This is a genomic window from Megasphaera intestinihominis, from assembly GCF_040096415.1.
GTDB classification, from domain to species: domain Bacteria; phylum Bacillota; class Negativicutes; order Veillonellales; family Megasphaeraceae; genus Megasphaera; species Megasphaera intestinihominis.
The window spans coordinates 20,167-44,245 of sequence record NZ_JBBMEU010000010.1; the positions used below are offsets into that span (position 1 = coordinate 20,167).

A 24,079-nucleotide genomic window follows, 5' to 3' on the forward strand; every position below is an offset into this window, starting at 1 on the left:
GTGACCAAATCTGGCACAAAATCAATAAATGTCAAGCGAAAAAGCGCTTATTTAAGCCGTTTTGAACAATTTTGTACCATTCTGGACATTACTTACGATAATTTAACGTTATCGGAAGTAATCGAGGGGCTACTTCTACCCCATGCTCAAAATGACTGCAAAATCGCTGTATCGAGTTCTTCACAGTCATTGATTGAATTCATTTATTTTATCTTGGCTATTTGTGATTCTCCCTGCTGATATGCTATTATTTTTTTGATGAAAAGTTTTTCTGTGTTTTATAATATATATCTGTATCTGTTTGCAGAGATATATATATTGTTAGGCTTATGCAGGCTGGTTGGAATCGGATATAGGATCCGTGGTATTTTTGGGTACACTAAGCGGAGTCGACGCCTGGATTGTGCGAATCGCTATATAGTCCGCGATATTGTCGTATTATCGCATGATTTAGTATCAGGCTGATGTGTTATATTATCTATGGATATGGGCCTTTTTTCTATACAGTAGTGTTTTAATAGTTGAGCTAATCAACTATTTGCAAAATCAGCCTTTTCTCGTAAAAATAGTTCAAAAAATTATTTCTTGCGAATGATTTTCTCTGGCAGTATAATTACATTTATCTATCAATTTATTTTTACGGAGGGTTATTCGCGATGCAGCGATTTTTATCTTATGAAAATACGATTTTAGCCGTCGTCATGATGGTATCTTTCATCAATCCTTTTACCAGCAGCGCCCTGACGACAGCCCTGCCTAGCATCGGTACGGCTTATGGTGCGACTGATGCTCAGCTCAGTTGGGTCATTGAGTTGTTCTTGATTTCTTCGACCGTGACCATCATGCCAATCAGCAAGATTGCCGACCGGATTGGCAAGCGTCATATCTTTTTATTCGGCGTCTCCTTGTTCTGTGTCTCTTCGCTGGCCGTTTATTTTGTGAACTCCTTGTACGGTCTGTTCTTGCTGCGCATCCTGCAGGGGCTGGGCAGTGCCAGTATTTTCGCGACCAGCATGGCCATCGTATCCCTGGTCACGCCGCCACAGCGCCGCGGCCGGGCCATGGGCTTTACGATTGCCGCCGTATATTGCGGCCTGTCCTTTGGGCCTGTCCTGGGCGGCTTCTTTTCTTATTACTTAGGCTGGAAGACGATTTTTTATTTCATCGCCTTCATCTGTGCCCTGGCCTGGCTGATTGCAGCCCGCAGCATGACGAAGGAAGAATGGATCGTCAACGCGAAAGGCAGTCTCGATTTGCCTGGCAGTCTGTTGTATGCCCTGGCCATGATTGCCATTATGGTTGGCTTATCGGAAGTAATGACTCTGGCATACGCCAAATACCTCTTAGCTGCCGGTCTCCTCTTGTTCCTAGCTTTCTTATACGGTGAATGGCACCGGAAAAGCCCGGTCCTGCCAGTCCGTATTTTTGCAGGCAACCGCGTCTTCTCTTGTTCCAGTCTGGCGGCCATGCTCAATTACTGCGCGACCTTCGGCATCAGTTTCCTCTTGTCCATTTACTTGCAGCGCATTACCGGCCTCAATGCCCGCGATACGGGGCTGGTTTTACTGATTCAGCCCGTACTGATGGCCCTCTTGTCCCCTGTCACCGGGGCCCTGTCGGACCGTATCAATCCAGCCGTCCTGGCTTCTTCCGGCATGATTTTGATTACCTTTGGCCTCTGTCTCTTAGCGGTGGATGTCTCTTACCCTTTTTTCTGGCTCATCGCCCTGGCCCTAGTCATCATCGGCATCGGCTTTGCCCTGTTCACGGCACCGAATAACAATGCTATCATGGGGGCTGTGACGCCAAAATATTACGGCGCTGCCTCGTCTGTCGTCAGTACGGTCCGCCTCATCGGTCAGGTCCTCAGTGTGGCTATCATCACCCTGATTCTGTCGCAAAGCGGGGCCTCGGCTGCCTCGGATTGGCTGGCCCAGCACATCCAGCAGGCCTTCATCGTCTTTACGATTCTCTGTGCCATCGGCATCGTCCCTTCAGCTGCACGGAGTAAGTAGTGATTAGTAATTCGTGGTTCGTGGTTCGCAAAAAAGCGACTGTCCTATAAAGACAGCCGCTTTTTGAGTATTAAGTTTTGTAGTTTTTAGTGAATGATTAAATGTAAAGCCATCGTCTGCAAACTACGAACTTCGAACTATAAACTATGTTTTTTATTTTACAAAATAATGAGCCGAGTCGTCGACGAGGCTGTTTTCCAGGAGGGCTTTGAATTCCGGTGCGCTCATCCCCGTTGCCTGGGCGGAGAACTGATAGTCCCCGACTTTCCAATGAGCCGCATAGGACGTGTCACTGATTTTTGCTATGCTGACGGTGACGCCGTCGATGACCTGGTCTTTCCAGGTTACGCTATAGATGCCAGAAATGTCTTTTATGGATTTATCGGCTTTCTGCGGCATCGTGCGGACGCGGACCGTCGTTTCCGGCTGTCCTAAGCGCTGGAAGCCGATATCTGCCGTGTTTTTGCCGATCAAAGAAAGATAGTAGCAGCTGAATCCGGCATCGCGGGTCAAATATAAGGGCGTAAAGCCGGCATCTTTGACGACACTTTCATAAGTATCATAAGTTACGATGGGATTGGGCAGCCCCATGGCCTGGACCTTCGGCGTGCTGGCAGCCAGGGAAACGCTGCCGATCATCAAGGCCGCACAGGCTAATACAGCGGTTCTTTTTACAGTATATTTCATTTTCTACACCTCGTTCACCATAAAAAAAAAATTAAACGTTTAAGTAACTATGAGTATACCCAAACGTTTAATTTCTGTCAAACTAAAAACTATTCCCACGTTTTCCAGACTTCTGGCACGTAGCCGACGGTCGCCTTGGCGCCATTGCGGACGATGGGCGTCTTTAAGACTTGCTGGTTCGCCAGCACATTGGCATCTCTTTCGTCATCGACGGCATATTGGATGCGGGCCAGCGTATCCTGATCCTTGCATTTCGGATTGAGCATGGCATTGAGGCCGCCGACGGCCTGCTTGACCTTGGTGTATTCGCCTTTACTCAGGCCTTTTTCTTTCAAGTCGATGAACTGGGCCTTGATGTTCCGTTCTTTGAAATAGCGGATGGCTTTCTTGGTATCAAAGCACTTTTTCGTGCCGAAAATCTGGATATTCATGGGATTCCTCCTAATGAGTAGCGGACTGAGGGCTGTGGACCTTCTTTTCCGCGGCTTCTTTTTCTTTATTAGCTTCGATTTCAGCCCACAACTTGTCGGCTGTCGGTTTCCACTGTACGGCATAAGCCTTGCATTTATTACATAAGTGTTCTGCCGATTCCGGCGACTGCAGGTCCGTCGATTTGGCACCGCTGCGTTTGACCATGGCGGCTAAATACTGCGGATTTTCAAGCATCGGACACGGGCGCAGATGGTTGTGGTTGAAGGGCTGGCCTTTGGCATATTCTTTGAAGAGCGGCTGCTGCAAGCATGAGAGCAGGCTCTGATTGTTGATATTAGCGCTGGAATAATGGATGAAGACGCACGGTTCGACGTCGCCATTGGGGTTGATATGGCAGTAATTGCGGCCGCCAGCGACACAGCCGTCGATGAACTGGCCATCGTTCTGGAAATCGATGGCGAAAATCGGCTTGCCACCCTTTACGCTGCGGATTTCGCGGACCCGGCGTACCATATAGGCCCGCTGTTCTTCTGTCGGCAGCAGGTCCAGCGAGGCGTCGTTGCCGACGGGCATATAATGGAAGTACCACGTAAACCAGACGCCCTTCTTGATGAGCAGGTCCAGGAATTCGTCAGACGTGACGGTGTCGATGTTTTTCCGGGTATAACAGATGGACGTCCCAAAAACGATGCCGTGCTTGCGCAGGAGGTCCATGGCGTGCATGACCTTGTCGAAATCGCCTTCGCCGCGGCGGCTGTCATTGACTTCACGGAATCCTTCGATACTGAGGGAGAAGCTGAGATTGCCTACGTCCGTGACTTCGTCGCAAAAAGCATCATCAATGAGCGTACCGTTGGTAAAAGCGTGGAATTCACAGTCCGGGTGTTTCCGGCACAGACGCAGGATATCTTTCTTGCGCATGAGCGGTTCGCCGCCCGTGAGTAGGTAGAAATGACAGCCTAGAGCCTTGCCTTCGCGGACGATTTTATCCATGACGTCGAACGACAAGTTCAGCGTATGACCGTATTCAGCAGCCCAGCAGCCGATGCAATGCAGGTTGCAGGCGCTGGTCGGGTCGAAGAGGATGGCCCAGGGAATATTGCAGTGATATTTCGCCTTGGCGGCGTCGCGCGTACGCAGGCCGTAAAATCCAGCTTCAAAGCCCAGGTCCATGACGGCCGTCTTGACGACATGCGGGTTCAAGGTGTCCAGAGCCGTATTGAGGAAGCGGAACCATTTGCCCCCTTCATCGATGAGTCTGCGTGCATCGTCAAAGGATTCCTTTTCAAAGAGGTCGCCAAACAGATGCTGCATGACATAAGATAAGCATTTCAATGTTTTTTGACGGTCTGCCGGATTCCGTTCGGCCATGATGCGGTCGACCAGGATTTCGACAGCCTTCTTTTCGATACGATGGGTTAACTTGCTCATACCAATCATCTCCTACAAAATTAAACAATTGAAACGGCGCTGTTTCTATTTCTTTGTATAGTTCTATTATACGCTTATTTTAGCAAAAGTCAAAAAGTCAATATGAATTGGAAAACAAAAGACTTTTACTTTTTTAATGATATACTTTATAATATACTTGTATAATATTTATTTACACCATAAAGGGGAATTTTTTATGGCTAAGAAAGAAAATAAGTTCAAGGGGTATGACATTTCGACACAGGCTGTACACACTGGTGCCGGCTATGACGCAGAAACGGGCGCTGTCCGCCGGCCATTGCACATGGCCAACAGCTACAAGCTGCCCGATGATCTGTCGAAGGTCAACTATTCATCGACGGATTTGCTGATGTATGCCCGTAACGGCAACCCGAATCAACATTGGCTGGAAGAAAAAGTAGCGGCCCTTCATGGTGCCGATGACGCCATCGTCCTGGGAAGCGGCGTCGCCGCCCTTCACGCCCTGTTCTGGACCCTGCTCAAGACGGGCGACCGCGTCGTCTATCCGAAAGTCAGTTATATGGCAGTCTATCGCCTGTTCCACGAATTATTCAACCAGAAATTCGGCGTCGAAACGGTCATGGTCGATATGACTGACCTGGAAGCCGTCAAGAAAGCGATTACGCCGGGGACGCGCCTAGTCCATATTGAAACGCCGGACAACCCGACTGATGGCATTTCAGATATCGAAGCCATCGCTAAAATCGCTCATGAAAACGAGGCTGTCTTGTCCGTCGACAATACCTTTGCGTCGCCTCTCAACCAGCGACCACTGGACCTGGGAGCCGATTTCGTCGTCGAATCGCTGACGAAATATATCAACGGCCATGGCGATGCCCAGGGCGGGGCCATCATTTCCAATGATTTGGCAGCGATGGACCGGATCCGCTATGAAGCCCAGGTCAACGTCGGCTCTGTCATCAGCCCCTTCAATACCTGGCAGATTTTCCGCGGTGCCGTGACCTTCCCCTTGCGGATGGAACGCATCAACGCATCGACGCAGAAAATCGCCGAATGGCTGGAACAGCGGCAAAACGTCACCTTCGTTTCCTATCCCGGCCTGGCCAGCCATCCCGGTCATGAATTGGCCAAGAAACAGATGAAGCACGGCTTTGGCGGCGTCATTTCCTTTGGCATCGCAGCCGACGACAAGGCCGTCGAACGCTTCTGCGCAGCTTTGAAAGTCGTCACCTTCGCCGTATCCCTCGGCCATGACGAAAGCCTGATTTTCCCGCAGCCCAGCTACGATGAACGCATCAATCTCTACCCGGAAAAATTCCGCAAGGGCTTCATCCGTTTCAGCATCGGCCTGGAAGACCCGGACGACATCATCGGTGACCTGGACCAGGCACTGAAAGCCATCGGCTTATAAAGTCAGCGGAACCAGCGGCTGCCGTACAAGAGAATCGATTGGGGAATCCACCCCGACAGAAAACGGAGCAAGGTCGAGACGACATCCGGCGTGATGACGACTCGGCCTTTTTTCACGGCCTGGAAGGAGCGGCGGGCAATGGCTTCCTTCGTCCCGGCCAGGGGAAAATGGCGGAACAGCCGGCCTTCATCGGTCTGGCGGGCCGTCGCGATGAATCCTGTATCTTTCACCCAATACGGACAAACGGCAGATACGAGGATACCCTGCGGTGCCAGTTCCACGGCCAGTGCCCGGCTGTAGCGTAGGAGAAAGGCTTTCGTCGCCGCGTAGACAGCCAGTTCCGGAATGGGCAGGAAGGCTGCGCAGGAACAAATCTGGACCAGATGACTGCCGGCATGACAATAAGGCAGTACAGCCTGGACCAGGCTGACAGCGGCCCGGTCGTTGAGGTCGATCATGTTTTCCAGGACGCCTGCCGGAACGGCCGCCACAGGCCCCATCTTGCCAAAGCCGGCGGCGTGGATCAAATAACGGACCGTGACCTGGCAGGCCGCTAAGGCTTGCTGCAGCGTCAGCAAAGAAGCCCTGTCCGTCAGGTCCAGGGCGTAGATACGGCTTTTCGTCGTCAGTTCTCCAGCCAGGGTTTCCAACTGGGGCCGGCGCCGGGCGACGAGCCAGATTTCATCCAATCCTTCTTGGTCCAGCAATTTCGCATATTCCCGGCCCAGCCCGGACGAAGCGCCGGTGACGATGGCTATTTCCATAAGACTCCCTCCTGACAAGAACGATAGCACTGCAAGTATTCGGCTTCGACGTCGGCAAAGGGACGCGGCCGGTAATCGGGGATACAATGGACCTGTGGCGGCTCGCCCTGAGGCTGGTCGTGCAAGAGACAGGTCAGGTCATACCAGAGGAAATCATCGTCAATCCCTTTGAGGAGGCGTGTTTCCCCTTCCGTCAAGGGCTGGCCTAAGAATTTCTCATAAATGATAGCCAGCAATTTGGCTTCCGTCTGCCGGTATATCGGCATGAGCTGCTTCATCGGCCGGGGCACGTCGGACATATAACACTCCGTCGCATCGTGCAGTAAGGCGGCCAGGACCAGCCGGGACGGCAGCTGGCGGGCCATCACTTCGTTGGCGCATTGCAGACAATGCTGGCCGACGGAATAAAAAGTCATCACATGGCCGTTGCCCCGACAGATGAGGGACAAGGCGTGGGCAATATCTTCGATGCAGATGCTTGCCGGGTCGGGATGGGTGATATCGAAAAACTTTCCGCTATAGGTAGTGATTTGAGGAGACATGATATAAGGGGTTCTTCCTTCTCTATATTTTTGATTTTTGTTATATTATTCCGATAAGTATTGCTTATCGGAAAGTTAAGGTTTTATGCTATATTTACGGCATCTTGCCGCCGCGTTTGCCGCCATGATTTCACAAAATCGAATCGAGCTTCTTCATGGCTTCCCGATTGCGTTTATCCGTAATCGTATCGTAAATGTTCGCCGTCGTGGCAATGGTAGAATGGCCCAGCCGCTTGGAAACGTAGTCGAGCTCGATATTGTTTTCCAGCATCATCGTCGCATGGGTGTGGCGGAAGGAATGGAAACTGCCGCCGCCGAATTCCTTTTTGCACCACATATTGAAGTACCGCATGTCATTGCTGTTCATGGGACGGCCGTCTTCACGGGTACAGACGAAATCGCTTTCGACGTAGTCGTCGCCGTAAAGACGATGGTTCTTGGCCTGCTGGGCCTTATGGCGGAGCAGGGCCTTGTATAAGGTTTCATTAAAAGGAATGGTCCGGACCGACGACTTCGTCTTCGGCGTGGCCTTGCAGACGGGCACACCCTTTTTGTCATACAAGGTACTGACCACGGAAAGCGTGCGGTTTTCCATGTCGATATGGGACCATTGCAGGGCCAGGCATTCGCCGACACGCAGGCCAGTACAATAGGCAATCATGCACGGCGCATAATATTTATGCCCTACCGGGAAGGCATGGAAAATAATCTGTATCTGCTGATGTGAAAAGATGACCGGCTTTTTCCGGGGAATATCGAATTTCGGCATCTTGACGTTGGCCATGGGATTGATTTCGATATACTGGCGGTTGGAGACGGCCCAGCGCATGGCGTCGTTGAAGACCGTGAAAATAGATTTAACCGTTGACCGGGAATAACCATCCTCTTTCAGGCTGTTGATCCAGTCCTGGATTTCTGCCGTCGTCAGCGCTTCCAGGGCATAATTGCCAAAACGGGCACCAATATGCCATTTAATGATGCCGGAATAAGAATCATACGTATTAGGGCCTAAATTGATGCGCACATCCTTTTCCAGCCAGTCCCGCAAAAAAGCCATGACCTTGACTTCCGGCTTTTCCGGCAGCTCCCCGTCTTCATCCAGGGCTTTCATGGCCTGGCGATAGGCTTTCGCCGCCTGGGCATACGAAGTACCGCCGACGCGTTCCACACGCTGCCTTCCCTGACCATCTTCCGTCGGGACTTCAATCGTATAATACCATTTCTTGCCTCGTTTTCGTAAATACATATGCGGCACCTCCTTTGTTTACTATTGTACTATGAGAAAAGACAAGATGCAACAAACGTTCCTGTTGAATTTGCCAATTTAAGGAAAATAAAACAAGTTTCCCATGTGATTACTCACAAGATGATAAAAAACGTCTCATAAGGCCATTTATGAAAATTAGGCGGATTTTTTTGCAAATAAAGAAACTATGTTCGACGAAACGATTATCCCTTTAGCGAACATAGTTTCTATTTGCTTTATTGGGCCGATATGGTACAATAAAAATAGAGAATTAGCAAATTGTTGGATTCGGTAGAAGCAAAGCACAATTTTTATGGAATATTTACGCTGTTTATACATTCCTTTGTTATACTGAAAAGACTAGCACAGAAAAGGAATGATATCATGAAGAAACTGACTTATGAAAATATTGCCCATGCCAAAGAGCTGAATGTTTATTTAGAACAGGGAAACCGGGTCCTCGATGCTCTGGGGTATACGGACCATTCGCAAAAGCATACGGCTAAAGTGGCCGTCACGGCCGGCAAAATCCTGAAGAAGCTCGGCTATGACGCCCACATGGTGGAACTTGTGCGCATTGCCGGTTATATGCACGATTTGGGGAACAGCATCAACCGCGTAGACCATGCCCATACGGGGGCCCTCATGGCGTTCCATTTCCTGCGCGACTGGGGCGCACCACCAGAAGATATTGCTGCCATCATCTCGGCCATTGGCCAGCACGATGAACGGAGCGGCATCGCCTTTGACCCCCTGTCTGCCGCCCTTATCCTGGCCGACAAGAGCGATGTCCGCCGGGACCGCGTCCGCAACACCGTACCGGAAACCTTCGACAAACACGACCGCGTCAATTATGCTGCCCTGTCGTCGAAGCTCCACGTCGACACGCACAAGAAAGTCATTACCTTGAACATCGAGCTCGATGAATCGATTTGCTCCATGATTGATTATTTTGAAATCTTTTCCCAGCGTATGCTCATGTGCAAGCGGGCAGCCGAAGTTCTGGGCCTGCGCTTCAAACTTGTAGCCAATGGCAATAAAATTGCATGACAGCTTCTAACTACATATAATTACCATAAAAAGTACATATTTCGCAGCTTATCGAAAAGAAGGCGACACCTAATTTTTAACATTTAGGCATGTTGCCTTTTTTTTCCATGATACACTTATAATATAGTTTAAAACATGTTGTAGAGAAAGGAATCATGCATATGCTACGTTATGGAAAAGGAACACTTCTCACTACGGTGATGGCCGGACTGCTGGCCCTGTCCCTGCTGACGGCAGGCTGCGGCAGCACGACACCGACTAAGAGTGCCGCTGTGTCGGTCAAGGCCATGAAAGTCCTCCAGCAGGATACGGCTGTGAGCCACGACTATTCGGGTCAGATCAAATCGACCAACGCCGTCACCATCAAGCCCCGCGTTTCCGGAGAAATCGTAGAGAAATACTTCACGGCTGGCGATCCTGTTGAAAAGGGCCAGCCCTTGTATAAAATCGATGACCGCCAATATGAATCGGAAGTCCTCTCAGCCAAATCGAATGTCGACAAGGCCCGGACGACGCCAACAACTCCCTCGTCGACTTGAACCGTTATCAGCAGCTGGCAGCTTCCGGCGCCGTAGCCGAACAGACCCTGACCAACCAGCAGGCCACGGTGGACAGCAATCAGTCGAGTTACGACGATGCCAATACCCTCTTGCAGAAGGCCCAGGAAAACTTAGACGACACCATCATCAGGGCGCCTATTTCCGGCAAGCTCTCTGTGGACGACGTACCCAGCGGGACTTATGTCACGCCAGGCAACACGGCCCTGGTATCGGTAGGTTCGATCAATCCTATTTACGTCTAGTTCTCGATCAGTGAAAATGAATTCTTGAACTTCCGCATGGCCAATGACAATGAGCCGGAAGACCCTACGCCGCCGACGGCATCCCTGACTTTGAGCAACGGTAAGAAATACGATGAAACGTCGACATCGTACCAGTTCGACCGGGAAGTGTCGGACAGTACCGGTACGATTACGGTCAAGGCTCTCTTCAATAATGCCGATGGCGTCCTCCTGCCGGGGATGTTCGCCCGTGTTACCATGGAAGGCCACCCCTTGAAGGATGCCATCCTCGTGCCTCAGCGTGCGGTCCAGCAGGTCCTGGACCAGTCCTTCGTCATCGTCGTCGGGAGCGATAATAAGTCCGTCGCCCGCGTCGTCACCTTAGGCGACCAGGTCGGCAGCTACTATATCGTCAAGAGCGGCCTCGATAAGGACGATATCGTCGTCGTCGAAGGCCTGAGTAATCTGAAGGAAGGTCAGGACCTGGACGTCACCATGACCACGGCTGATGAATTGGGCCTGTCCCTGACGGCATCCGATTCGTCGGCTTCGACTTCTTCCGTATCGCTTACGGCTAAATAAGGAGGCGCGTCATGTCTAGTTTCTTCATCCGACGGCCTATTTTCGCCATCGTCATTTCCATCATCATCGTCATCCTGGGGGGCCTGTCCCTCCTGTCCCTGCCTATTGCCCAGTATCCGCAGATTTCGCCGCCGACGGTCAATCTGAGTACGACCTACACCGGTGCCAATGCGACCATCGTCAATCAGACCGTCGCCCAGGTCATCGAAGACCAGCTCAAAGGCGTCGATGATATGTCCTATATGTCCTCGACGTCGAGCAACGACGGTTCGTACAGCCTGTCCGTCGTCTTCAGCCTGGACAGTGACGGCAATACAGATGCCATCAACGTCCAGAACGACGCCAATCTGGCCAAGAACAGCCTGCCCAGCGACGTACAGACCCAGGGCCTGACCGTCCGCAGAGCCTCTGGCGACATGGTCCTCATGGCTAACATCTATTCGCCGAACGGGACGTATAACCAGGCGTTCCTCAAGAATTATGCCGATATTTACCTGCTTGACAAAATCCAGCGCATCGACGGCGTCGGCAGTGTCAATACCTTCGGTTCCAGCTATGCCATGCGCGTCTGGCTCAATCCGGAAAAACTGGCCGAACGCGGCCTGACCGTATCGGACGTCATTGCGGCCATCAAGGAACAGAATATGTCGGCTCCGGCCGGGACCATTGGCAGCCTGCCGGCACCGGCGACACAGGAAAAACAGTACAGCGCCAAAGTCGAAGGCCAGCTGTCGACGCCGGAACAATTCGGCAATATCATCTTGAAGTCTACCTCGAATGGCCAGTTCGTCTACCTCAAAGATGTGGCCAATATCCAGACGGGGACGCAGAACGAAAGCAGCAACTCCAAAATCAACGGCAAGACTCAACGGCAAGACAGGGATTGGCTTCGGCATCCAGCTTTCCAGCGACGCCAACGCCCTGGACACGATTACGGAAGTCAAGAAGGTCCTGGAACAGGCCAAGGAAACCTTCCCGCCGGACCTGGATTATACCATTGTCATGGATAACACGAATTTCATCAACGCATCCATCAACGAAGTCAAAGATACCTTTGTCGAATCGCTGCTCCTGGTCATCCTCGTCGTCTTCGTCTTCCTGCAGAAATGGCGGACGACGCTCATCCCGGTCCTGGCCGTGCCGGTTTCTATCGTCGGGACCTTTGCGTCCTTTAAGGTCCTCGATTTCACCATCAACACCCTGACCCTTTTCGCCATGGTCCTGGCCATCGGCCTGGTCGTCGACGACGCCATCGTCGTCATCGAAAACGTCGAAGAGCATATGTCCAAGGATAAACTGTCGGCCAAGGACGCGACGGAAGCGGCCATGAAAGAAGTCCAAGGGCCGATTATCGCCACGACTGCTGTCTTGGCCTCGATTTTCATCCCTGTCGCCTTCATCGGCGGCGTCACGGGCGTCCTCTACAAGCAGTTCGCTGTGACCATCACCATTTCCGTCGTCATCTCGGCTTTCGTCGCCCTGACCTTGACGCCGGCCTTATGCGGTGTTCTCCTGAAGCCCGATGATAAGGCCATCCAGGCCGGGCCGCTGGGTGCCTTCTTCCGCGGGTTCAACCGGGTTTTCGATCATTTCAAGGACCGCTACACGGGGAAAGTCGGCTGGATGATCCGTCATCTGAAATATGCCGCTGTCTTCCTCATCCTGGTCACGGGCCTTATGGGCATCTGCTACAAAGTTCTGCCGTCGACGTTCGTCCCCGACGAAGACCAGGGCGTGTTTATGGCCAGTATCACCATGCCCGAAGGGAGAATCGATTATCGCCAAGTTCAATAAGACTGTCGTTCCCAACCATCCCGAAGCCCGCGTAGCGGCTTTCAATCTGGCATCCCTCCCCGGCATGGGCCAGGAAGGCGGCTGGACCATGCAGCTCATGGATAATACGGGCCTGTCCGATACGGAACTGGGCAATGCGGCCAACCAGGTCGTCGCCGCCTGCTCGCAGCGGCCGGAATTATCCGGTGTCCGCACGAGCTATGCCACCAATACACCGAGCGTGGCCTATACGGTAGACCGTGAAAAAATCAAGAATCTGGGCATCGAATTGTCCGACGTCTTCACGGCGCTCCAGACCAATTTCGGCGGTTCGTCGGTCAATGACTTCACCCAGTTCGGCCGGTCGTACAAGGTCATCGTCCAGGCCGACACGTCGTATCGCTCTCAGGCAGACAGTCTGAAATTCATTTCCGTCAAGTCGTCGTCTGGGAAAATGGTTCCCCTCGATACGCTGCTGACCAGCTCCATGACCACCGGCCCGTCGTCGATCACCCGTTTCAACGGCGTCCGCAGCGTCACCATCCAGGGCAGCGCCGCCAGCGGCTACAGTTCCGGTGAAGCCATGGCAGCGGCCGAAGAAGCGGCCAAGAGCGTCATTCCGACGGGGATGACCATCGAATGGTCCGGCCAGAGCCGCGAAGAAAGCACGTCGTCCAGTTCGACGACGAAAATCCTGCTCATGGCCCTGGTCTTCGCCTTCCTCTGCCTGGCTGCCCTCTATGAAAGCTGGTCCATGCCGTTCGCCGTCCTGTTCACCGTACCGACGGGGATTTTCGGGGCTGTCGGCTCGGAATACATCATCCGCCAGCTGGCGACCTTGTTCAACGCCAATGCCAGCGGCTTCTTGAACAGCGTCTACATGCAGATTGGCGTCATCATGATCATCGGCCTGGCGGCCAAGAACGCCATCCTCATCGTCGAATTCGCCAAAGAGCGTGTCGACAAGGGTATCGACCCGATGGAAGCTGTCGTCATCGCCTCCAAGCTTCGCCTGCGGCCAATCCTCATGACGGCCTTTACGGCCATCATCGGCTGCCTGCCTCTGGCCTTTGCCAGCGGTGCCGGCGCCGGAGCCCGCTGCGGCATGGGCGTCGCCGTCGTCGGCGGCATGACCTTTGCCACCCTCTGCGGCCTGCTCCTCATCCTGGCGTTCTACATCATTTCCGAAAAAATGGCCCGCAGCTTCTGGAAAGCCACAGGCCTGAAACGAATCAAATTCAAACACCGCATGTTGAGGCGGTGAAAAAAAAGCTTGTCGCATGTGCGGCAAGCTTTTTTAAGTGGTTAGTAGCTAGTGGTTAGCGGATGGTAGAAACCTTCACGCGACGCCATCCCTACTCATGTACGATGAGTTCCAGGATGTCTGGGCGGGTGTAGTGGCCGGCGGCGTCGAATTCCATGTGGCGCAGGACGACTTGGTCCATGTCCAGGTCGGCGTAGATGATGGCTTCCCGGTCCCAGACGGGCTCGGTGACGTAGTGACCGCACGGATCCGATGATGCAGCTGCCGCCGCGGCAGGCCGTGTCGTTCAGTTTGGCGACGGCCCCGCTTTCGACCAGGTCGGCCGGGTACATGTCCTTAGTGAAATACTGGTCGACGTTGAAGACGTAGCAGCGCCCTTCGATGGCGATGTGCTTGACCGTATCCTGCCATTCCGGGTTGTCATTGGTATTCGGTGCCAAATAGAGGCTGACGCCTTTCTGGTAGAGCGCCGTCCGGGCCAGGGGCATATAATTTTCCCAGCAGATGAGCGAGCCCATGGGCCCCCACGACGTCTGGACCATGGGGAAATACGTCGACGGGTCATGAGAATCAGCCCAGATATAGCGTTCTGCCCCAGTCGGTTTGATTTTCCGATGATGAGCCGCCAGCGTGCCGTCCGGTGCCAAGATGACATTGCTGCAATACAGGGAATACGTCGTTTCATCCCGTTCGGTAATACCCAGGCTGACATAAGCCCCGGCGGCTTTGGCCGCAGCGGCTACGTCCTGCAAATCCTGACGGACGACGACGGCCTGGTCATAATAGCGCTTCCAGTCGGCCCGTTCGGCTTCGGAACGGCTGCCGACGGTAAAGCCGAAGGTCAGGCCATAGGGATAGCATGGAACCAGCGATTCGGGAAAGACGATGAGCTGTGCCCCATTCCGGCCGGCCTCCTCGATTTGATGGACGACTTTCTGCAGCGTCGCCTGTTTATCGAAGAATACAGGCGCAACCTGCACGATAGCGGCGCGTAGTTTCTTTTTTAAAAAAATGTGCTATACTGATTCAGTCCACAGTTTACGGACCGATAAGGATAACGACTGTGCAGTTTTCGGGCTGCCGTCGTTATCCTTTTTTGTATGATAAAGGAGGGCTTATGTATTTGCTTATCGATAATTACGATTCTTTTACGTATAATTTGGCCGATTTAGTGGCGGAAACGGGATGCGACGTACAGGTCTGCCGCTGCGACCAGATTGGGCGGAATGAGATTGCCGCTTTGAACCCGCAGGGACTGATTATTTCGCCTGGGCTGAAACGTATCTCAAAGCCTATTTGAAAAAGCATTACCAGGCCAATCAGACCGCCCTGCCCTTGACAGCTGGGGCCATCGGCTATGTCAGCTATGACTACGGCCTGGCACTCCATGGGATGAAATCCCGCCACGCCCCTGCCTTTCCCCTGCCTGATATGAAGTGGGTCTTTTACGATTTCTTCATCATCGAACACCGGCAAAGCCACGCCGTATGGTTTGCTGCCAATGGCCAGACGATGCCGGCCGAAGCCCTGCTAGCACAGATGGAAGAGAAAATCCGGACTCGCCTTCAGGAAAAAACGCTCCCGCATACTGACGAAAATAGCCAATATGCCTTAACCGTCCAAGCCGACAGCACGCCGGAAACCTATGGAAAGGCTTTACAAAAACTCCGAGATTATCTCTTTGCCGGCGATGTCTATGTGACGAATTTCACCAGCACCTTAACCGTCCAGAGCCACTGCCCGCCGTACACCTTCTTTTCCCGTCTGCGCCGGGACAATCCGTCCCCTTTCGGGGCTTATTTACAATATGGCTCTTATCAAATCATCAGTGCTTCCATGGAACGGCTGCTGTGCCTGCGCCATGACCAGATTGAAACGCGTCCCATCAAGGGCACACGGCGCCGCGGCAAGACGCCTGCTGAAGATGAAAAGCTGCGACAGGAACTGGCTCAATCGCAAAAAGACCAGAGTGAATTACTGATGATCGTCGATTTGGAGCGCAATGACCTGCACAAAATCAGCCAGCCTGGCAGCGTTTCGGTTCCGACGCTGTTTGCCATCGAGCCATATGCCACGGTTTTCCATTTAGTCGCCGATGTAACAGGGACCCTGCGGCCTGGGCAGACAGCCATTGATGCCTTGATGGCCCTCTTTCCAGGCGGCTCCATTACGGGTGCACCGAAGCGGCGGGCTATGGAAATCATCGACGAATTAGAATTCAGCTGGCGCCAGCTTTATACCGGAACGATTGGCTACCTGTCTTTAGATGGGAACTGTGACTTAAACATTGTCATACGGACGGCCGTCCACTACGATGACCGATATACCATAGGCGTAGGCGGTGGTATTACGGCCGAATCGGACGTACATTTCGAATACGAAGAAATCTGGCAAAAAGCCAAAGCCTTGCTCAGCGCATTGAAAGGAGATGTTTTTGATTATGAATCTTATCTTAGATGATGGCTCCCAATTCGGATTGGGAGCTTTTGAAACCATTCCCGTCTATCAGGGTCGGCCAGTCTGGCTGGAGGCTCATGAAAGGCGTTTACGACATACGTTGGAATATTTAGGGATTGACCTTCCTTTTGATTGGGAAAATTATTTATGGGAGTATGTGTATGGTATGGATGGGGAGGATTGGGTGTTAAAAATACTCGCTTCCGATAAAAATATAAATTTTACATCCCGTGCCAATCCTTATGCATCTATGGCCGACCGTCCAGGTTATGTCATCGCCCTGTCGTCCATTCGCCACAATGAAACGTCCCCACTGGTACGGCATAAGACCTTTAATTATGGCGACTCGATCTTAGCCAAACGGCAGGCCCGGGCCGAAGGTATTGACGAACCGATTTTCTGCAATATGCAGGGCCAATTGACAGAAGGCGCTGTCAGCAATCTCTTTTTCATCAAAAACGGGCGGCTCTATACGCCGCCCGTCGAAGCCGGATTATTGCCAGGCATCATCCGGTCTTATCTCTGTCAATGTTATGATGTCATCGAAAAGCCCTTGTATCCGGAAGATATCCGGACTTTCGACGAGTGTTTCCTGACGAACTCCCTCATGGGACTCATGCCGGTCCGCCGCTTTGGCACCGTCGCTTTTCCCGTATCCTCAGAGACGCAGACGGCTGCCTTATTCCGCCGTTATGAAGCAGACAAAAGCCTGTCCTTCCCACTCTCTATAAGACGAGCTGGTGAAAGACCTGGCCGTCCATGTCCTTCCAGGTGAAGGTGTCCCCGTCCCAGAGGAGATAGCTGTGCGGGCTGTTTTCCTTAGGAAGCGACGTCGAGCCGGGATTCAAGTAATAGTTATCCTGGCCGAAGGGCTGCCAGACCGGGACGTGCGTATGGCCGTGGAGCAGGATGTCGCCAGGCTGCATGGGCGGCAGGGATGCCAGATTGTAGCGGTCGCCATGAGTCGCATAGACGAGGCGGCTGCCCTGGGTCAGGATGGCATAGGTGGCCATGATGGGAAATTCCAGGACCATCTGGTCCACGTCGGCATCACAGTTCCCGCGGACACAGAGGATGGCCTCTTTGACTGCGTTGAGCATGGCAAAGACTTCCTTCGGCGCATAGTCCTTGGGCAGGTCGTTGCGCGGTCCGTGATAGAGGATATCGCCGAGCAGGACCAGGCGGTCAGCCCCTTCCCGCTTCCAGGCGTCGAGCATACGGCGGCAGTAATAAGCCGAGCCGTGGATATCTGAAGCAATGAAGAATTTCATTTATTTCGCCCCTTTCTTGGCATCGATGGCGGCAAAGACCGTACAGTAGTTGCCTTCCGGCGTCCGGCATTTCGAGCAGTGGACACAGCGGGCCGGCCGCAAATCGCCCTGGTTCCAGCGGCGGACCAAACCCGGTTCCGATAATAAGGGCCGGCTCAGGCCGATACCGGCCAGTTTCGATGTCTTCAAGGCCGTTTCCATCTGCCGCGGGTCCTTGAAGCCGCCCGTTACATAGACAGGGACGCGTACGGCGTCGGCTATGTCTTTGGCATAATCGAGGAAATATCCGCCGTCGCGGATGACGTGGCCATCCCATTCCAGGCCGATTTCCTGCTGGGCCTTGCCGTGGATATTGCCGCTCACTTCGATGGCGTCGATACCAGACTGCTGCAGGCGCCGGCAGATATCCAGCGAATCTTCAAAGGTCAGGCCGCCTTCAAAGAAATCGGAACAGGTAATCTTGATCCAGATGGGGAAATGCGGGCCCGCTGCCTGACGGATAGCCGCGATGATATCGCCGACGATACGGTAGCGATTGGCCGGCGAACCGCCATAGGCATCGCAGCGCCGGTTGTAATAGGGACTGAGGAACTGATTGAGCAGGTACGAATGGCCGCCGTGGATTTCGACAGCATCGAATCCGCTGTCGCGGACGCGCTTGGCCGCCTGGGCATATTCGCCGATGAGGTGCTGGATATCGGCCGGACTCATGGCGACACCGACAGTCCCGGTCTTTCGTTCCGGCACGGCTGACGGCGAAAAGATAGTCCGCCCTTCCCGCTCAAAGGTCGTCTTGGTCCCGCCATAGGCGATCTGCATCATGATCTTCGCCCCATAGGCATGGACGCGCCGGGTTAACTCCTGATACTGCGGGATAAAGGCATCGTCATAAATGCCCATCATGCCGGCGTTGGGCCGGTCTTCCCCATCGACGCGGGCATAGCCCGTACAGATCAGGCCCACTTCGTTCTTGGCCAGCTGGTCGTAGATGCGGTACTGTTTTTCCGACATATAACCCTTGGCATCGGCCAAGGCTTCCCACGTCGCACTGCGGAGGATGCGATTGCGCACGGGCATCCCGGCGATGACGGCATGTTCCAATAATTTCATATATATAATCCCCCTTTTTTATCGATTAGTTAGCCACTAGCCACTAGCCACTAGCCACTAATCCAGTATACGAATTTTTTGCTGAAACTGCAAGGCTGAAGGCTTCACGGTATCTTTCATCCTTCCAGCGAACGGACAACCACAGCCAGCTGACTGACAGCCTGGCGGAATTCTTCCGGCGTCGTATGGGCATAGGACAGGCGCAGAGACTGGGTGTGGCGGCTGGAATAGATATCGCCGGGATTGATGAGGACGCCAGCCGATACGGCTTTGCGGAAGAGCAGTTCCATGGGAAGTCTGCTGCGGAAGGTAAGCCAAATATAAAAACCGCCCTGCGGCACCTGCCAGTCTGCCATGTCCGCAAAGACTTCGGACAAGGACTGACAGGCTGCCTGGCAGCGCCGCTGCAATTCACAGCGCAGCCCATCCAGATACTGTTCATAACGGCCGCTGGTCAAGAACCGGGCCAAGACTTGCTGGGACAGGGAGCTGGCGCCATAGTCGATCTGCATCTTGACGTCGCCCAAACGCTGTACGACCGGTTCCGGCGCTATCATCCAGCCGATGCGCAGCCCGGGCGCCAAAGATTTGGAAACACTCCCCAAATAGAGGACCCGGCCGCCAGGGTCCAGGCTTTTCAGAGATGGCGGCGGCGTTCCGTCAAAGGTCAGTTCTTCATATGCCCCGTCTTCAATGATGGGCAGGTCATAGCGGCTGCATAATTCCAGGAGCTGGATGCGGCGTCGGCGGCTTAGGGTCCGGCCTGTCGGATTGTGGTTCGTCGGGATGGTATAGAGGACGCTGTTGCCCCTATCTGAAGACTGGCGCAAGTGCTTTTCCAGGGCTTCCAGCGACAGGCCCTGGTCGTCCATGGGCAGGCCGCAGAGGCGAAGATGGGCAGACTGGAAGACCTGGAGCGATTTGACATACGTCGGGTCTTCGACGTAAACCGTCGCCCCGCCGCGGAGAAGCCCTGCCGATATGAGCTGGAGCCCCTGTAGGGCGCCAGACGTAATCAGGATGGACGACGGCGCCACGATTGAATTCCGCTTTCTGGCATACCCAGCCAGAGCCTGACGCAGGGCGGGCATCCCCAACGGCTCGACATAGCCCAGGGAGGTAATGGCATCGGCCACATCCCGCAAAGTCTGGCGGAAGGCATCCTGCGGGAACAGCCTGGGGTCCAGTTCGCCCGTACCGAGACGGACCAGGCGGTCATCGAACTCCAGGGTATTGATGGCCTGGACGACTTCCTGATTGGCCCGGAAATAGCCAGCCGTCATGTAACGGTTCCAATCCGGCTGAACCGGCAGGCGCAGGGACCAGGCCGTACTGGCTACGACCGTCCCCTGGCTGCCCCGGCCCTGGAGTACGCCCGCTTCCAATAGCGGCTTCAGAGCCTGGTTCAGAGTACTCCAGTTCACCTGGAAATGCCGGGCCATCTCGCGCTGAGACGGCAGGCGCGTCCCGGCCGGCCATTCACCGCTTTCCATTTTTCCATACATCCATTCGAGGATTTGCCGGTATACGGGCACGGCCTGCGCCGGGTCGGGATGCCATTCGATTTGCACGGGAATATGCCGCTTCATCACATCGTCTCCTTTTTGGTTGGTATAATTCACATCGCTTTGGCTGGCTGGAATCCGGCATAGCTCTGTTATACTGTGATTATACCATACGAACCAACTTTCTTTGGTTGGAAAAGAAGGAGGCTTTTTTATGTTCTTTTTCCAAGGCCTGACCATGGGACTGGCTTACGTCGCTCCCATTGGCATGCAGAATCTCTTCGTCATCCATTCAGCGTTATCCCATTCCCTGCGCCGCACCGTCGTGACAGCGCTCATCGTCTTGTTCTTCGACATCAGTCTGTCGCTGAGCTGTTTTTACGGCATCGGCAGCCTGCTGGATCATCTTCCCTGGCTCAAAGCGGTCATTCTGGGCGCAGGTACGCTGCTCATCCTCTACATGGCCTATGGCATGATTCGCCAGGTACCGGATGCGCTGACCCTTAAAGGTCAGCCGGCCTCTCTGGGCCAGACCGTTTCCAAAGCCTGTATCGTCACCTGGATGAAACCTCAGGCCATTTTAGACGGCACGATGCTCCTCGGCGCCTTCCGCATCACCCTGCCTGCCGCCGAAGCCACGACCTTCCTGACCGGTGTCCTCCTGGCATCGGGCCTGTGGTTCCTCTCGCTCACGGGCTGCGTCGCCGCCTTCCGCCACGCCATGACACCCCGCATCCTGCGCACCATCAACGTCCTCTGCGGCACCGTCCTCATGCTGTACGGCCTCCATTTAGGCTATACCTTCGTGCAGTTCTTTCAAATCTGAGACGGATTCTCCATGATATGCAGGATTTCTGCATCGGTATGAGCCATACCTTGATTACCAAACTTTACTGATTTTTCAACTCTTTTTCGATAACGGGCCCGACTTTAGCTTCCCATGCAGCAAAATCTTTTGTTCCCGTCATGACATGCCACGATTTAGCACGATATAAATGCCGGTACAACTTCTGATAATTCGGGTCCGACGCAGCCAATTCCTGCATGACGTCCCGACGAGCCGCTAAGAGATACTGCGGTACGCCTTCTTTCGAAGCCGGTTTCAGGGCGGCCATCATGAAAGGCTTAGAAGTCAATAAGGCCACTAATTTTTTAGCCGATTCCACCTTATTCACTGGAATCTGGGAAGAGATGCTGACGTAATCAACATAGGCCGTCGCTACATCGGGATGTTCACAGCTGGAAATGGCCTTCACTTCTGTATAATTACCCTGCCCGAAGCGGACAATGGCACTCATCGCTTCCGGATAGGCATACAACGCCCGGCCATGGCCCTGGGCAAACCATTCAGCCCGCGTAAATTCATTGCCATCGTCATAACGGCCCGTCGCAGTGCCCGTCATCGCGTACAATTCCTTCAAATACTGCATGGCATCTGCTTGAACGTCTCCCATGGCCTGCACGGGAACGACCTTTCCTGTATGGTCCTGAAGAATATTATAGTACTTCATTTCATTATTTAAGCTGAAATCAGCGATGACACCTTCGTCTCGTCCGGGAAGCAATGCCTGGGTCTTCCGTGGACCGATGGCTTCATAAAGCTGTTGCATCGTCTGGACACGGGATACGGCATGATCCTCTTTGTGGTAAAACAGCGTATCCATGCAGACCATCTGCGGGATGCCGTAATACGTTCCCCGAGAGTACCCCTGTTCTAACGTCCAGTCTGGATAGGCAGAGCGGGCTGGAATGGTTTCTCCTAAGGGATAAAGCAACCCTTTTTCTATATATTGCGGCGCATAAAGGCCATCGAAGACAAAAACATCACTTTTCGGTTCTTCAAAATAGCAATCCCAATCGACGAAACGCAATGTCACATCGGGTTCGATATTCTTCCATTGCGCAGTCAAAGCCGTTTCAAAGGCCTTAATATCAGGAACATAGCGGAACAATCCTACAGTCAGCACCTTTTTGTCTGTCTCCGTTCCCTGTCCCGGTTCACTGGCCATCCCTGTCACCACAGTCATCATGGAAAAGGCCAGGCTTAAAATGATACGAAATAATCGTTGTCTCATATGCTTATCCCCTTCAACATAAATTAGCCAGCAGGCAAAGCCCTGCCAGCCAATTTACATTGTAGCATATGTCATCATGCGTAGTCACTTTTACTTTATAGTTTGAAGCACAGAGTTTGTAGTTTACAGAGAAACCTTTTAAATTTAAAACCATTCGCTAACTGCTAACCGCTGACTGCTAAAAAAGCACTGTCTTCATGCGACAGTGCCTTTTTATTACTGTACAGCTCGTTTCCGGCTCATCCACAGGCCGATGGCGATGACACCGGCAGCTAGTACGGCCTGAAGGGTCATGGGTGCCCAGGCACCGGCCATTTGCTGCATCAGGGTCCCCAAGATTTTATCGTGGCCGATCATGGAACCGGCTGTCCAGCCCAGCAACCCGGCGCCGGCATAGAGGATGACCGGGAAGCGGTCCATGAGCTTGCCGATGACCGTACTGCCGCCGACGATGATGGGGATGCTGATGAGGAAGCCGCAGGCGACGAGGAGGAAGCTGCCGTGCGAAGCCCCGGCGATGGCCAGGACGTTGTCGACGCCCATGGCTGCGTCGGCGATGATGATGGTCTTGATGGCTCCCATGAGGCTGTCCGAAGCCGTCACGTTCTCATCGTGTTCTTCCGGAATGAGCAATTTCACAGCAATGGGCAGCAGGATGAGGCCGCCTAAGGCCTGTAAAAAGGGAATCGTCAACAGCCAGACGGCGATGAGGGTCATGACCAGACGGATGACGACAGCGCCGCCGGTCCCGATGAGGATGGCTTTGCGGCGCAGATTGGCCGGCAGTTTATTGGCCGCCATGGCGATGACGACGGCATTATCGCCGCCGAGGAGGATATCCAGTAAAATGATAGAGCCTAAAGCCATGAAAAATTGCATCGATAAGATTTCCATAATATACCTCTTTCTCTGAAAAACAAAAGAGACTTCCGCATGGTATCAGCAAAACTGGTATCATGCGAAAGTCTCACCCATTGCGATAGCAACGCTGCCACCAGCCGGTCAATGACGGCACGATGTTGATGACAACTGACGAGAGGTTACTCCCCTTCGCGATTCGATTGTAGGCTAATTATAACAGGCAATTCGTTCTTTGTCAATATCGTTTCTTCCCGTTTCATGATATAATAAAAGAAAACACAGAGGAGGCATCATCATGAAATGGGCTTTTTCCCTTCTGTAAAAGGGATCCATGCCTGTATTTGTGTCCCCTGTGTCACAAGTGCCTGCTGGAGCTCTTTTCGTCTGTAATAGATGTGTCACTCGACTTGGTTGACCATGGGGATAACATCACAGCTTCCGATAAAATCAAGATATTCCCGGGCATTGAAATTAGAAATGCCAATGGCCCGGATCACGCCCTGGCGGTAAGCTTCGGTCAAGGCCCGATACATATCCAAAGCCTCGTCGTAAGGCTCATGGATGAGCAGCAAGTCGATATAGTCGGTCTGCAACCGGGCCAGCGATTCTTCGATGCCCTGCCAGGCCAGCTCATAACCGGCCCGGGTCTGGCACAGTTTCGTCGTAATGAAGACATCCTCCCGGCGAAGGCCGCTTTCGGCCACAGCCTGGCCGACGATGGCTTCGTTATCGTACATGTGGGCCGTATCGATGAGACGGTAGCTGAACCTCTCCCGCTTATAGAAGCGGGAGATTCTTGAGAAGGTTGCTGTTTAAGTTTCCTCCTGAAATCAGGATAGC

The 24,079-nt window shown here is 53.1% G+C and carries 26 protein-coding genes; 13 read left to right on the forward strand and 13 right to left on the reverse strand.

All coding sequences use genetic code 11. The features are described 5' to 3' along the window. Positions 1-656 precede the first annotated feature (656 nt). Positions 657-2,015, forward strand: coding sequence for an MFS transporter (locus tag WMO23_RS02790; RefSeq protein ID WP_292282125.1), 1,359 nt, complete (start codon positions 657-659; stop codon positions 2,013-2,015). Positions 2,016-2,168: 153 nt separating this feature from the next. Here the strand turns inward: WMO23_RS02790 and WMO23_RS02795 are convergent, their stop codons facing one another. The 3 genes from WMO23_RS02795 to WMO23_RS02805 all read right to left on the reverse strand — a co-directional run bounded on the left by WMO23_RS02795 (position 2,169) and on the right by WMO23_RS02805 (position 4,565). Beyond that, positions 2,169-2,702: a hypothetical protein gene (locus WMO23_RS02795; RefSeq protein WP_292261319.1), complete on the reverse strand. Its 534-nt coding sequence runs from the start codon at positions 2,700-2,702 to the stop codon at positions 2,169-2,171. An 89-nt stretch (positions 2,703-2,791) separates the two neighbouring features. Further along, positions 2,792-3,133, reverse strand: coding sequence for an arsenate reductase family protein (locus WMO23_RS02800; RefSeq protein WP_020311151.1), 342 nt, complete (start codon positions 3,131-3,133; stop codon positions 2,792-2,794). Positions 3,134-3,143: 10 nt separating this feature from the next. Further along, a complete protein-coding gene (locus WMO23_RS02805; RefSeq protein ID WP_349173219.1) occupies positions 3,144-4,565 on the reverse strand; it encodes a radical SAM/SPASM domain-containing protein in 1,422 nt (473 codons plus the stop codon). 196 nt (positions 4,566-4,761) lie between these two features. Here WMO23_RS02805 and WMO23_RS02810 point away from each other — a divergent pair, with 196 nt between their 5' ends. Then, on the forward strand, positions 4,762-5,958 hold the full coding sequence (locus WMO23_RS02810; protein ID WP_349173221.1) for a trans-sulfuration enzyme family protein: 1,197 nt from the start codon (positions 4,762-4,764) through the stop codon (positions 5,956-5,958). Positions 5,959-5,960: 2 nt separating this feature from the next. Here the strand turns inward: WMO23_RS02810 and WMO23_RS02815 are convergent, their stop codons facing one another. The 3 genes from WMO23_RS02815 to WMO23_RS02825 all read right to left on the reverse strand — a co-directional run bounded on the left by WMO23_RS02815 (position 5,961) and on the right by WMO23_RS02825 (position 8,510). Beyond that, entirely contained in the window at positions 5,961-6,722 is a 762-nt protein-coding gene (locus tag WMO23_RS02815; RefSeq protein ID WP_292108190.1) for an SDR family NAD(P)-dependent oxidoreductase, read from the reverse strand. Continuing rightward, complete coding sequence (locus WMO23_RS02820) at positions 6,713-7,264, reverse strand: HD domain-containing protein (RefSeq protein ID WP_292298918.1); 552 nt, start codon at positions 7,262-7,264, stop codon at positions 6,713-6,715. Before WMO23_RS02820 ends, WMO23_RS02815 begins: the two co-directional genes overlap by 10 nt. Before the next feature lie 130 nt (positions 7,265-7,394). Further along, a complete protein-coding gene (locus WMO23_RS02825; RefSeq protein ID WP_020311146.1) occupies positions 7,395-8,510 on the reverse strand; it encodes a tyrosine-type recombinase/integrase in 1,116 nt (371 codons plus the stop codon). A gap of 384 nt (positions 8,511-8,894) precedes the next feature. Here WMO23_RS02825 and WMO23_RS02830 point away from each other — a divergent pair, with 384 nt between their 5' ends. The 7 genes from WMO23_RS02830 to WMO23_RS02860 all read left to right on the forward strand — a co-directional run bounded on the left by WMO23_RS02830 (position 8,895) and on the right by WMO23_RS02860 (position 13,960). After that, positions 8,895-9,560: an HD domain-containing protein gene (locus WMO23_RS02830; protein WP_020311145.1), complete on the forward strand. Its 666-nt coding sequence runs from the start codon at positions 8,895-8,897 to the stop codon at positions 9,558-9,560. Positions 9,561-9,760: 200 nt separating this feature from the next. After that, a complete protein-coding gene (locus WMO23_RS02835) occupies positions 9,761-10,099 on the forward strand; it encodes an efflux RND transporter periplasmic adaptor subunit (RefSeq protein ID WP_292107977.1) in 339 nt (112 codons plus the stop codon). Further along, positions 10,096-10,362, forward strand: a complete 267-nt coding sequence (locus tag WMO23_RS02840; protein ID WP_292107973.1) for an efflux RND transporter periplasmic adaptor subunit — start codon at positions 10,096-10,098, stop codon at positions 10,360-10,362. The genes WMO23_RS02835 and WMO23_RS02840 overlap by 4 nt, the downstream gene beginning before the upstream one ends. Positions 10,363-10,386: 24 nt before the next feature. Further along, positions 10,387-10,923, forward strand: coding sequence for an efflux RND transporter periplasmic adaptor subunit (locus WMO23_RS02845; protein ID WP_292282136.1), 537 nt, complete (start codon positions 10,387-10,389; stop codon positions 10,921-10,923). An 11-nt stretch (positions 10,924-10,934) separates the two neighbouring features. Beyond that, entirely contained in the window at positions 10,935-11,933 is a 999-nt protein-coding gene (locus tag WMO23_RS02850) for an efflux RND transporter permease subunit (protein WP_349173224.1), read from the forward strand. Then, positions 11,818-12,717, forward strand: coding sequence for an efflux RND transporter permease subunit (locus WMO23_RS02855; protein WP_349173233.1), 900 nt, complete (start codon positions 11,818-11,820; stop codon positions 12,715-12,717). Before WMO23_RS02850 ends, WMO23_RS02855 begins: the two co-directional genes overlap by 116 nt. After that, a complete protein-coding gene (locus tag WMO23_RS02860) occupies positions 12,701-13,960 on the forward strand; it encodes an efflux RND transporter permease subunit (RefSeq protein ID WP_349173235.1) in 1,260 nt (419 codons plus the stop codon). Before WMO23_RS02855 ends, WMO23_RS02860 begins: the two co-directional genes overlap by 17 nt. Before the next feature lie 95 nt (positions 13,961-14,055). Here the strand turns inward: WMO23_RS02860 and WMO23_RS02865 are convergent, their stop codons facing one another. Further along, on the reverse strand, positions 14,056-14,940 hold the full coding sequence (locus tag WMO23_RS02865; RefSeq protein ID WP_349173226.1) for a nitrilase-related carbon-nitrogen hydrolase: 885 nt from the start codon (positions 14,938-14,940) through the stop codon (positions 14,056-14,058). 137 nt (positions 14,941-15,077) lie between these two features. On the opposite strand from WMO23_RS02865, the gene WMO23_RS02870 reads away from it, so the two are divergent. Genes WMO23_RS02870 through WMO23_RS02880 form a run of 3 tightly spaced genes read left to right on the forward strand, consistent with a single transcriptional unit; the run spans position 15,078 to position 17,192 of the window. Continuing rightward, positions 15,078-15,260: a glutamine amidotransferase-related protein gene (locus WMO23_RS02870; protein WP_296820974.1), complete on the forward strand. Its 183-nt coding sequence runs from the start codon at positions 15,078-15,080 to the stop codon at positions 15,258-15,260. Continuing rightward, positions 15,257-16,420, forward strand: coding sequence for an aminodeoxychorismate synthase component I (gene pabB / locus WMO23_RS02875; RefSeq protein WP_349173227.1), 1,164 nt, complete (start codon positions 15,257-15,259; stop codon positions 16,418-16,420). Before WMO23_RS02870 ends, pabB begins: the two co-directional genes overlap by 4 nt. Next, the gene (locus WMO23_RS02880) at positions 16,401-17,192 is read left to right on the forward strand and encodes an aminotransferase class IV (RefSeq protein ID WP_349173229.1); all 792 of its coding nucleotides are present in this window, start codon (positions 16,401-16,403) and stop codon (positions 17,190-17,192) included. Before pabB ends, WMO23_RS02880 begins: the two co-directional genes overlap by 20 nt. Here the strand turns inward: WMO23_RS02880 and yfcE are convergent. The 3 genes from yfcE to WMO23_RS02895 all read right to left on the reverse strand — a co-directional run bounded on the left by yfcE (position 17,143) and on the right by WMO23_RS02895 (position 20,387). Continuing rightward, entirely contained in the window at positions 17,143-17,688 is a 546-nt protein-coding gene (gene yfcE / locus WMO23_RS02885; RefSeq protein WP_020311140.1) for a phosphodiesterase, read from the reverse strand. The two genes, WMO23_RS02880 and yfcE, sit on opposite strands and share 50 nt — an antisense overlap. Further along, entirely contained in the window at positions 17,689-18,798 is a 1,110-nt protein-coding gene (locus WMO23_RS02890; protein ID WP_020311139.1) for an NADH:flavin oxidoreductase, read from the reverse strand. It abuts the gene before it with no gap. A 116-nt stretch (positions 18,799-18,914) separates the two neighbouring features. Then, positions 18,915-20,387 (reverse strand): aminotransferase-like domain-containing protein, encoded by a 1,473-nt coding sequence (locus tag WMO23_RS02895; protein WP_349173236.1) that lies wholly within the window; start codon positions 20,385-20,387, stop codon positions 18,915-18,917. A 130-nt stretch (positions 20,388-20,517) separates the two neighbouring features. On the opposite strand from WMO23_RS02895, the gene WMO23_RS02900 reads away from it, so the two are divergent. Then, on the forward strand, positions 20,518-21,129 hold the full coding sequence (locus tag WMO23_RS02900; protein WP_349173231.1) for a LysE/ArgO family amino acid transporter: 612 nt from the start codon (positions 20,518-20,520) through the stop codon (positions 21,127-21,129). Between the two features lie 64 nt (positions 21,130-21,193). Here WMO23_RS02900 and bcmE read toward each other — a convergent pair whose 3' ends face one another. From bcmE to WMO23_RS02915, 3 genes are all read right to left on the reverse strand, one after another. After that, positions 21,194-22,378 (reverse strand): thiamine pyridinylase, encoded by a 1,185-nt coding sequence (gene bcmE / locus WMO23_RS02905; RefSeq protein ID WP_301877516.1) that lies wholly within the window; start codon positions 22,376-22,378, stop codon positions 21,194-21,196. Positions 22,379-22,594: 216 nt separating this feature from the next. Then, entirely contained in the window at positions 22,595-23,272 is a 678-nt protein-coding gene (locus WMO23_RS02910) for a TerC family protein (RefSeq protein WP_298586029.1), read from the reverse strand. Between the two features lie 365 nt (positions 23,273-23,637). Continuing rightward, the gene (locus WMO23_RS02915; RefSeq protein ID WP_349173238.1) at positions 23,638-24,033 is read right to left on the reverse strand and encodes an aldo/keto reductase; all 396 of its coding nucleotides are present in this window, start codon (positions 24,031-24,033) and stop codon (positions 23,638-23,640) included. Between the last annotated feature and the right edge of the window lie 46 nt (positions 24,034-24,079).

Bases quoted from the DNA above. Each gene is read 5' to 3' on its own strand.
- WMO23_RS02790 (WP_292282125.1), top strand. From the start codon at position 657: ATGCAGCGATTTTTATCTTATGAAAATACGATTTTAGCCGTCGTCATG.
- WMO23_RS02795 (WP_292261319.1), bottom strand. From the start codon at position 2,702: ATGAAATATACTGTAAAAAGAACCGCTGTATTAGCCTGTGCGGCCTTG.
- WMO23_RS02800 (WP_020311151.1), bottom strand. From the start codon at position 3,133: ATGAATATCCAGATTTTCGGCACGAAAAAGTGCTTTGATACCAAGAAA.
- WMO23_RS02805 (WP_349173219.1), bottom strand. From the start codon at position 4,565: ATGAGCAAGTTAACCCATCGTATCGAAAAGAAGGCTGTCGAAATCCTG.
- WMO23_RS02810 (WP_349173221.1), top strand. From the start codon at position 4,762: ATGGCTAAGAAAGAAAATAAGTTCAAGGGGTATGACATTTCGACACAG.
- WMO23_RS02815 (WP_292108190.1), bottom strand. From the start codon at position 6,722: ATGGAAATAGCCATCGTCACCGGCGCTTCGTCCGGGCTGGGCCGGGAA.
- WMO23_RS02820 (WP_292298918.1), bottom strand. From the start codon at position 7,264: ATGTCTCCTCAAATCACTACCTATAGCGGAAAGTTTTTCGATATCACC.
- WMO23_RS02825 (WP_020311146.1), bottom strand. From the start codon at position 8,510: ATGTATTTACGAAAACGAGGCAAGAAATGGTATTATACGATTGAAGTC.
- WMO23_RS02830 (WP_020311145.1), top strand. From the start codon at position 8,895: ATGAAGAAACTGACTTATGAAAATATTGCCCATGCCAAAGAGCTGAAT.
- WMO23_RS02835 (WP_292107977.1), top strand. From the start codon at position 9,761: ATGGCCGGACTGCTGGCCCTGTCCCTGCTGACGGCAGGCTGCGGCAGC.
- WMO23_RS02850 (WP_349173224.1), top strand. From the start codon at position 10,935: ATGTCTAGTTTCTTCATCCGACGGCCTATTTTCGCCATCGTCATTTCC.
- WMO23_RS02870 (WP_296820974.1), top strand. From the start codon at position 15,078: ATGTATTTGCTTATCGATAATTACGATTCTTTTACGTATAATTTGGCC.
- WMO23_RS02880 (WP_349173229.1), top strand. From the start codon at position 16,401: ATGAATCTTATCTTAGATGATGGCTCCCAATTCGGATTGGGAGCTTTT.
- yfcE (WP_020311140.1), bottom strand. From the start codon at position 17,688: ATGAAATTCTTCATTGCTTCAGATATCCACGGCTCGGCTTATTACTGC.
- WMO23_RS02890 (WP_020311139.1), bottom strand. From the start codon at position 18,798: ATGAAATTATTGGAACATGCCGTCATCGCCGGGATGCCCGTGCGCAAT.
- WMO23_RS02895 (WP_349173236.1), bottom strand. From the start codon at position 20,387: ATGAAGCGGCATATTCCCGTGCAAATCGAATGGCATCCCGACCCGGCG.
- WMO23_RS02900 (WP_349173231.1), top strand. From the start codon at position 20,518: ATGTTCTTTTTCCAAGGCCTGACCATGGGACTGGCTTACGTCGCTCCC.
- bcmE (WP_301877516.1), bottom strand. From the start codon at position 22,378: ATGAGACAACGATTATTTCGTATCATTTTAAGCCTGGCCTTTTCCATG.
- WMO23_RS02910 (WP_298586029.1), bottom strand. From the start codon at position 23,272: ATGGAAATCTTATCGATGCAATTTTTCATGGCTTTAGGCTCTATCATT.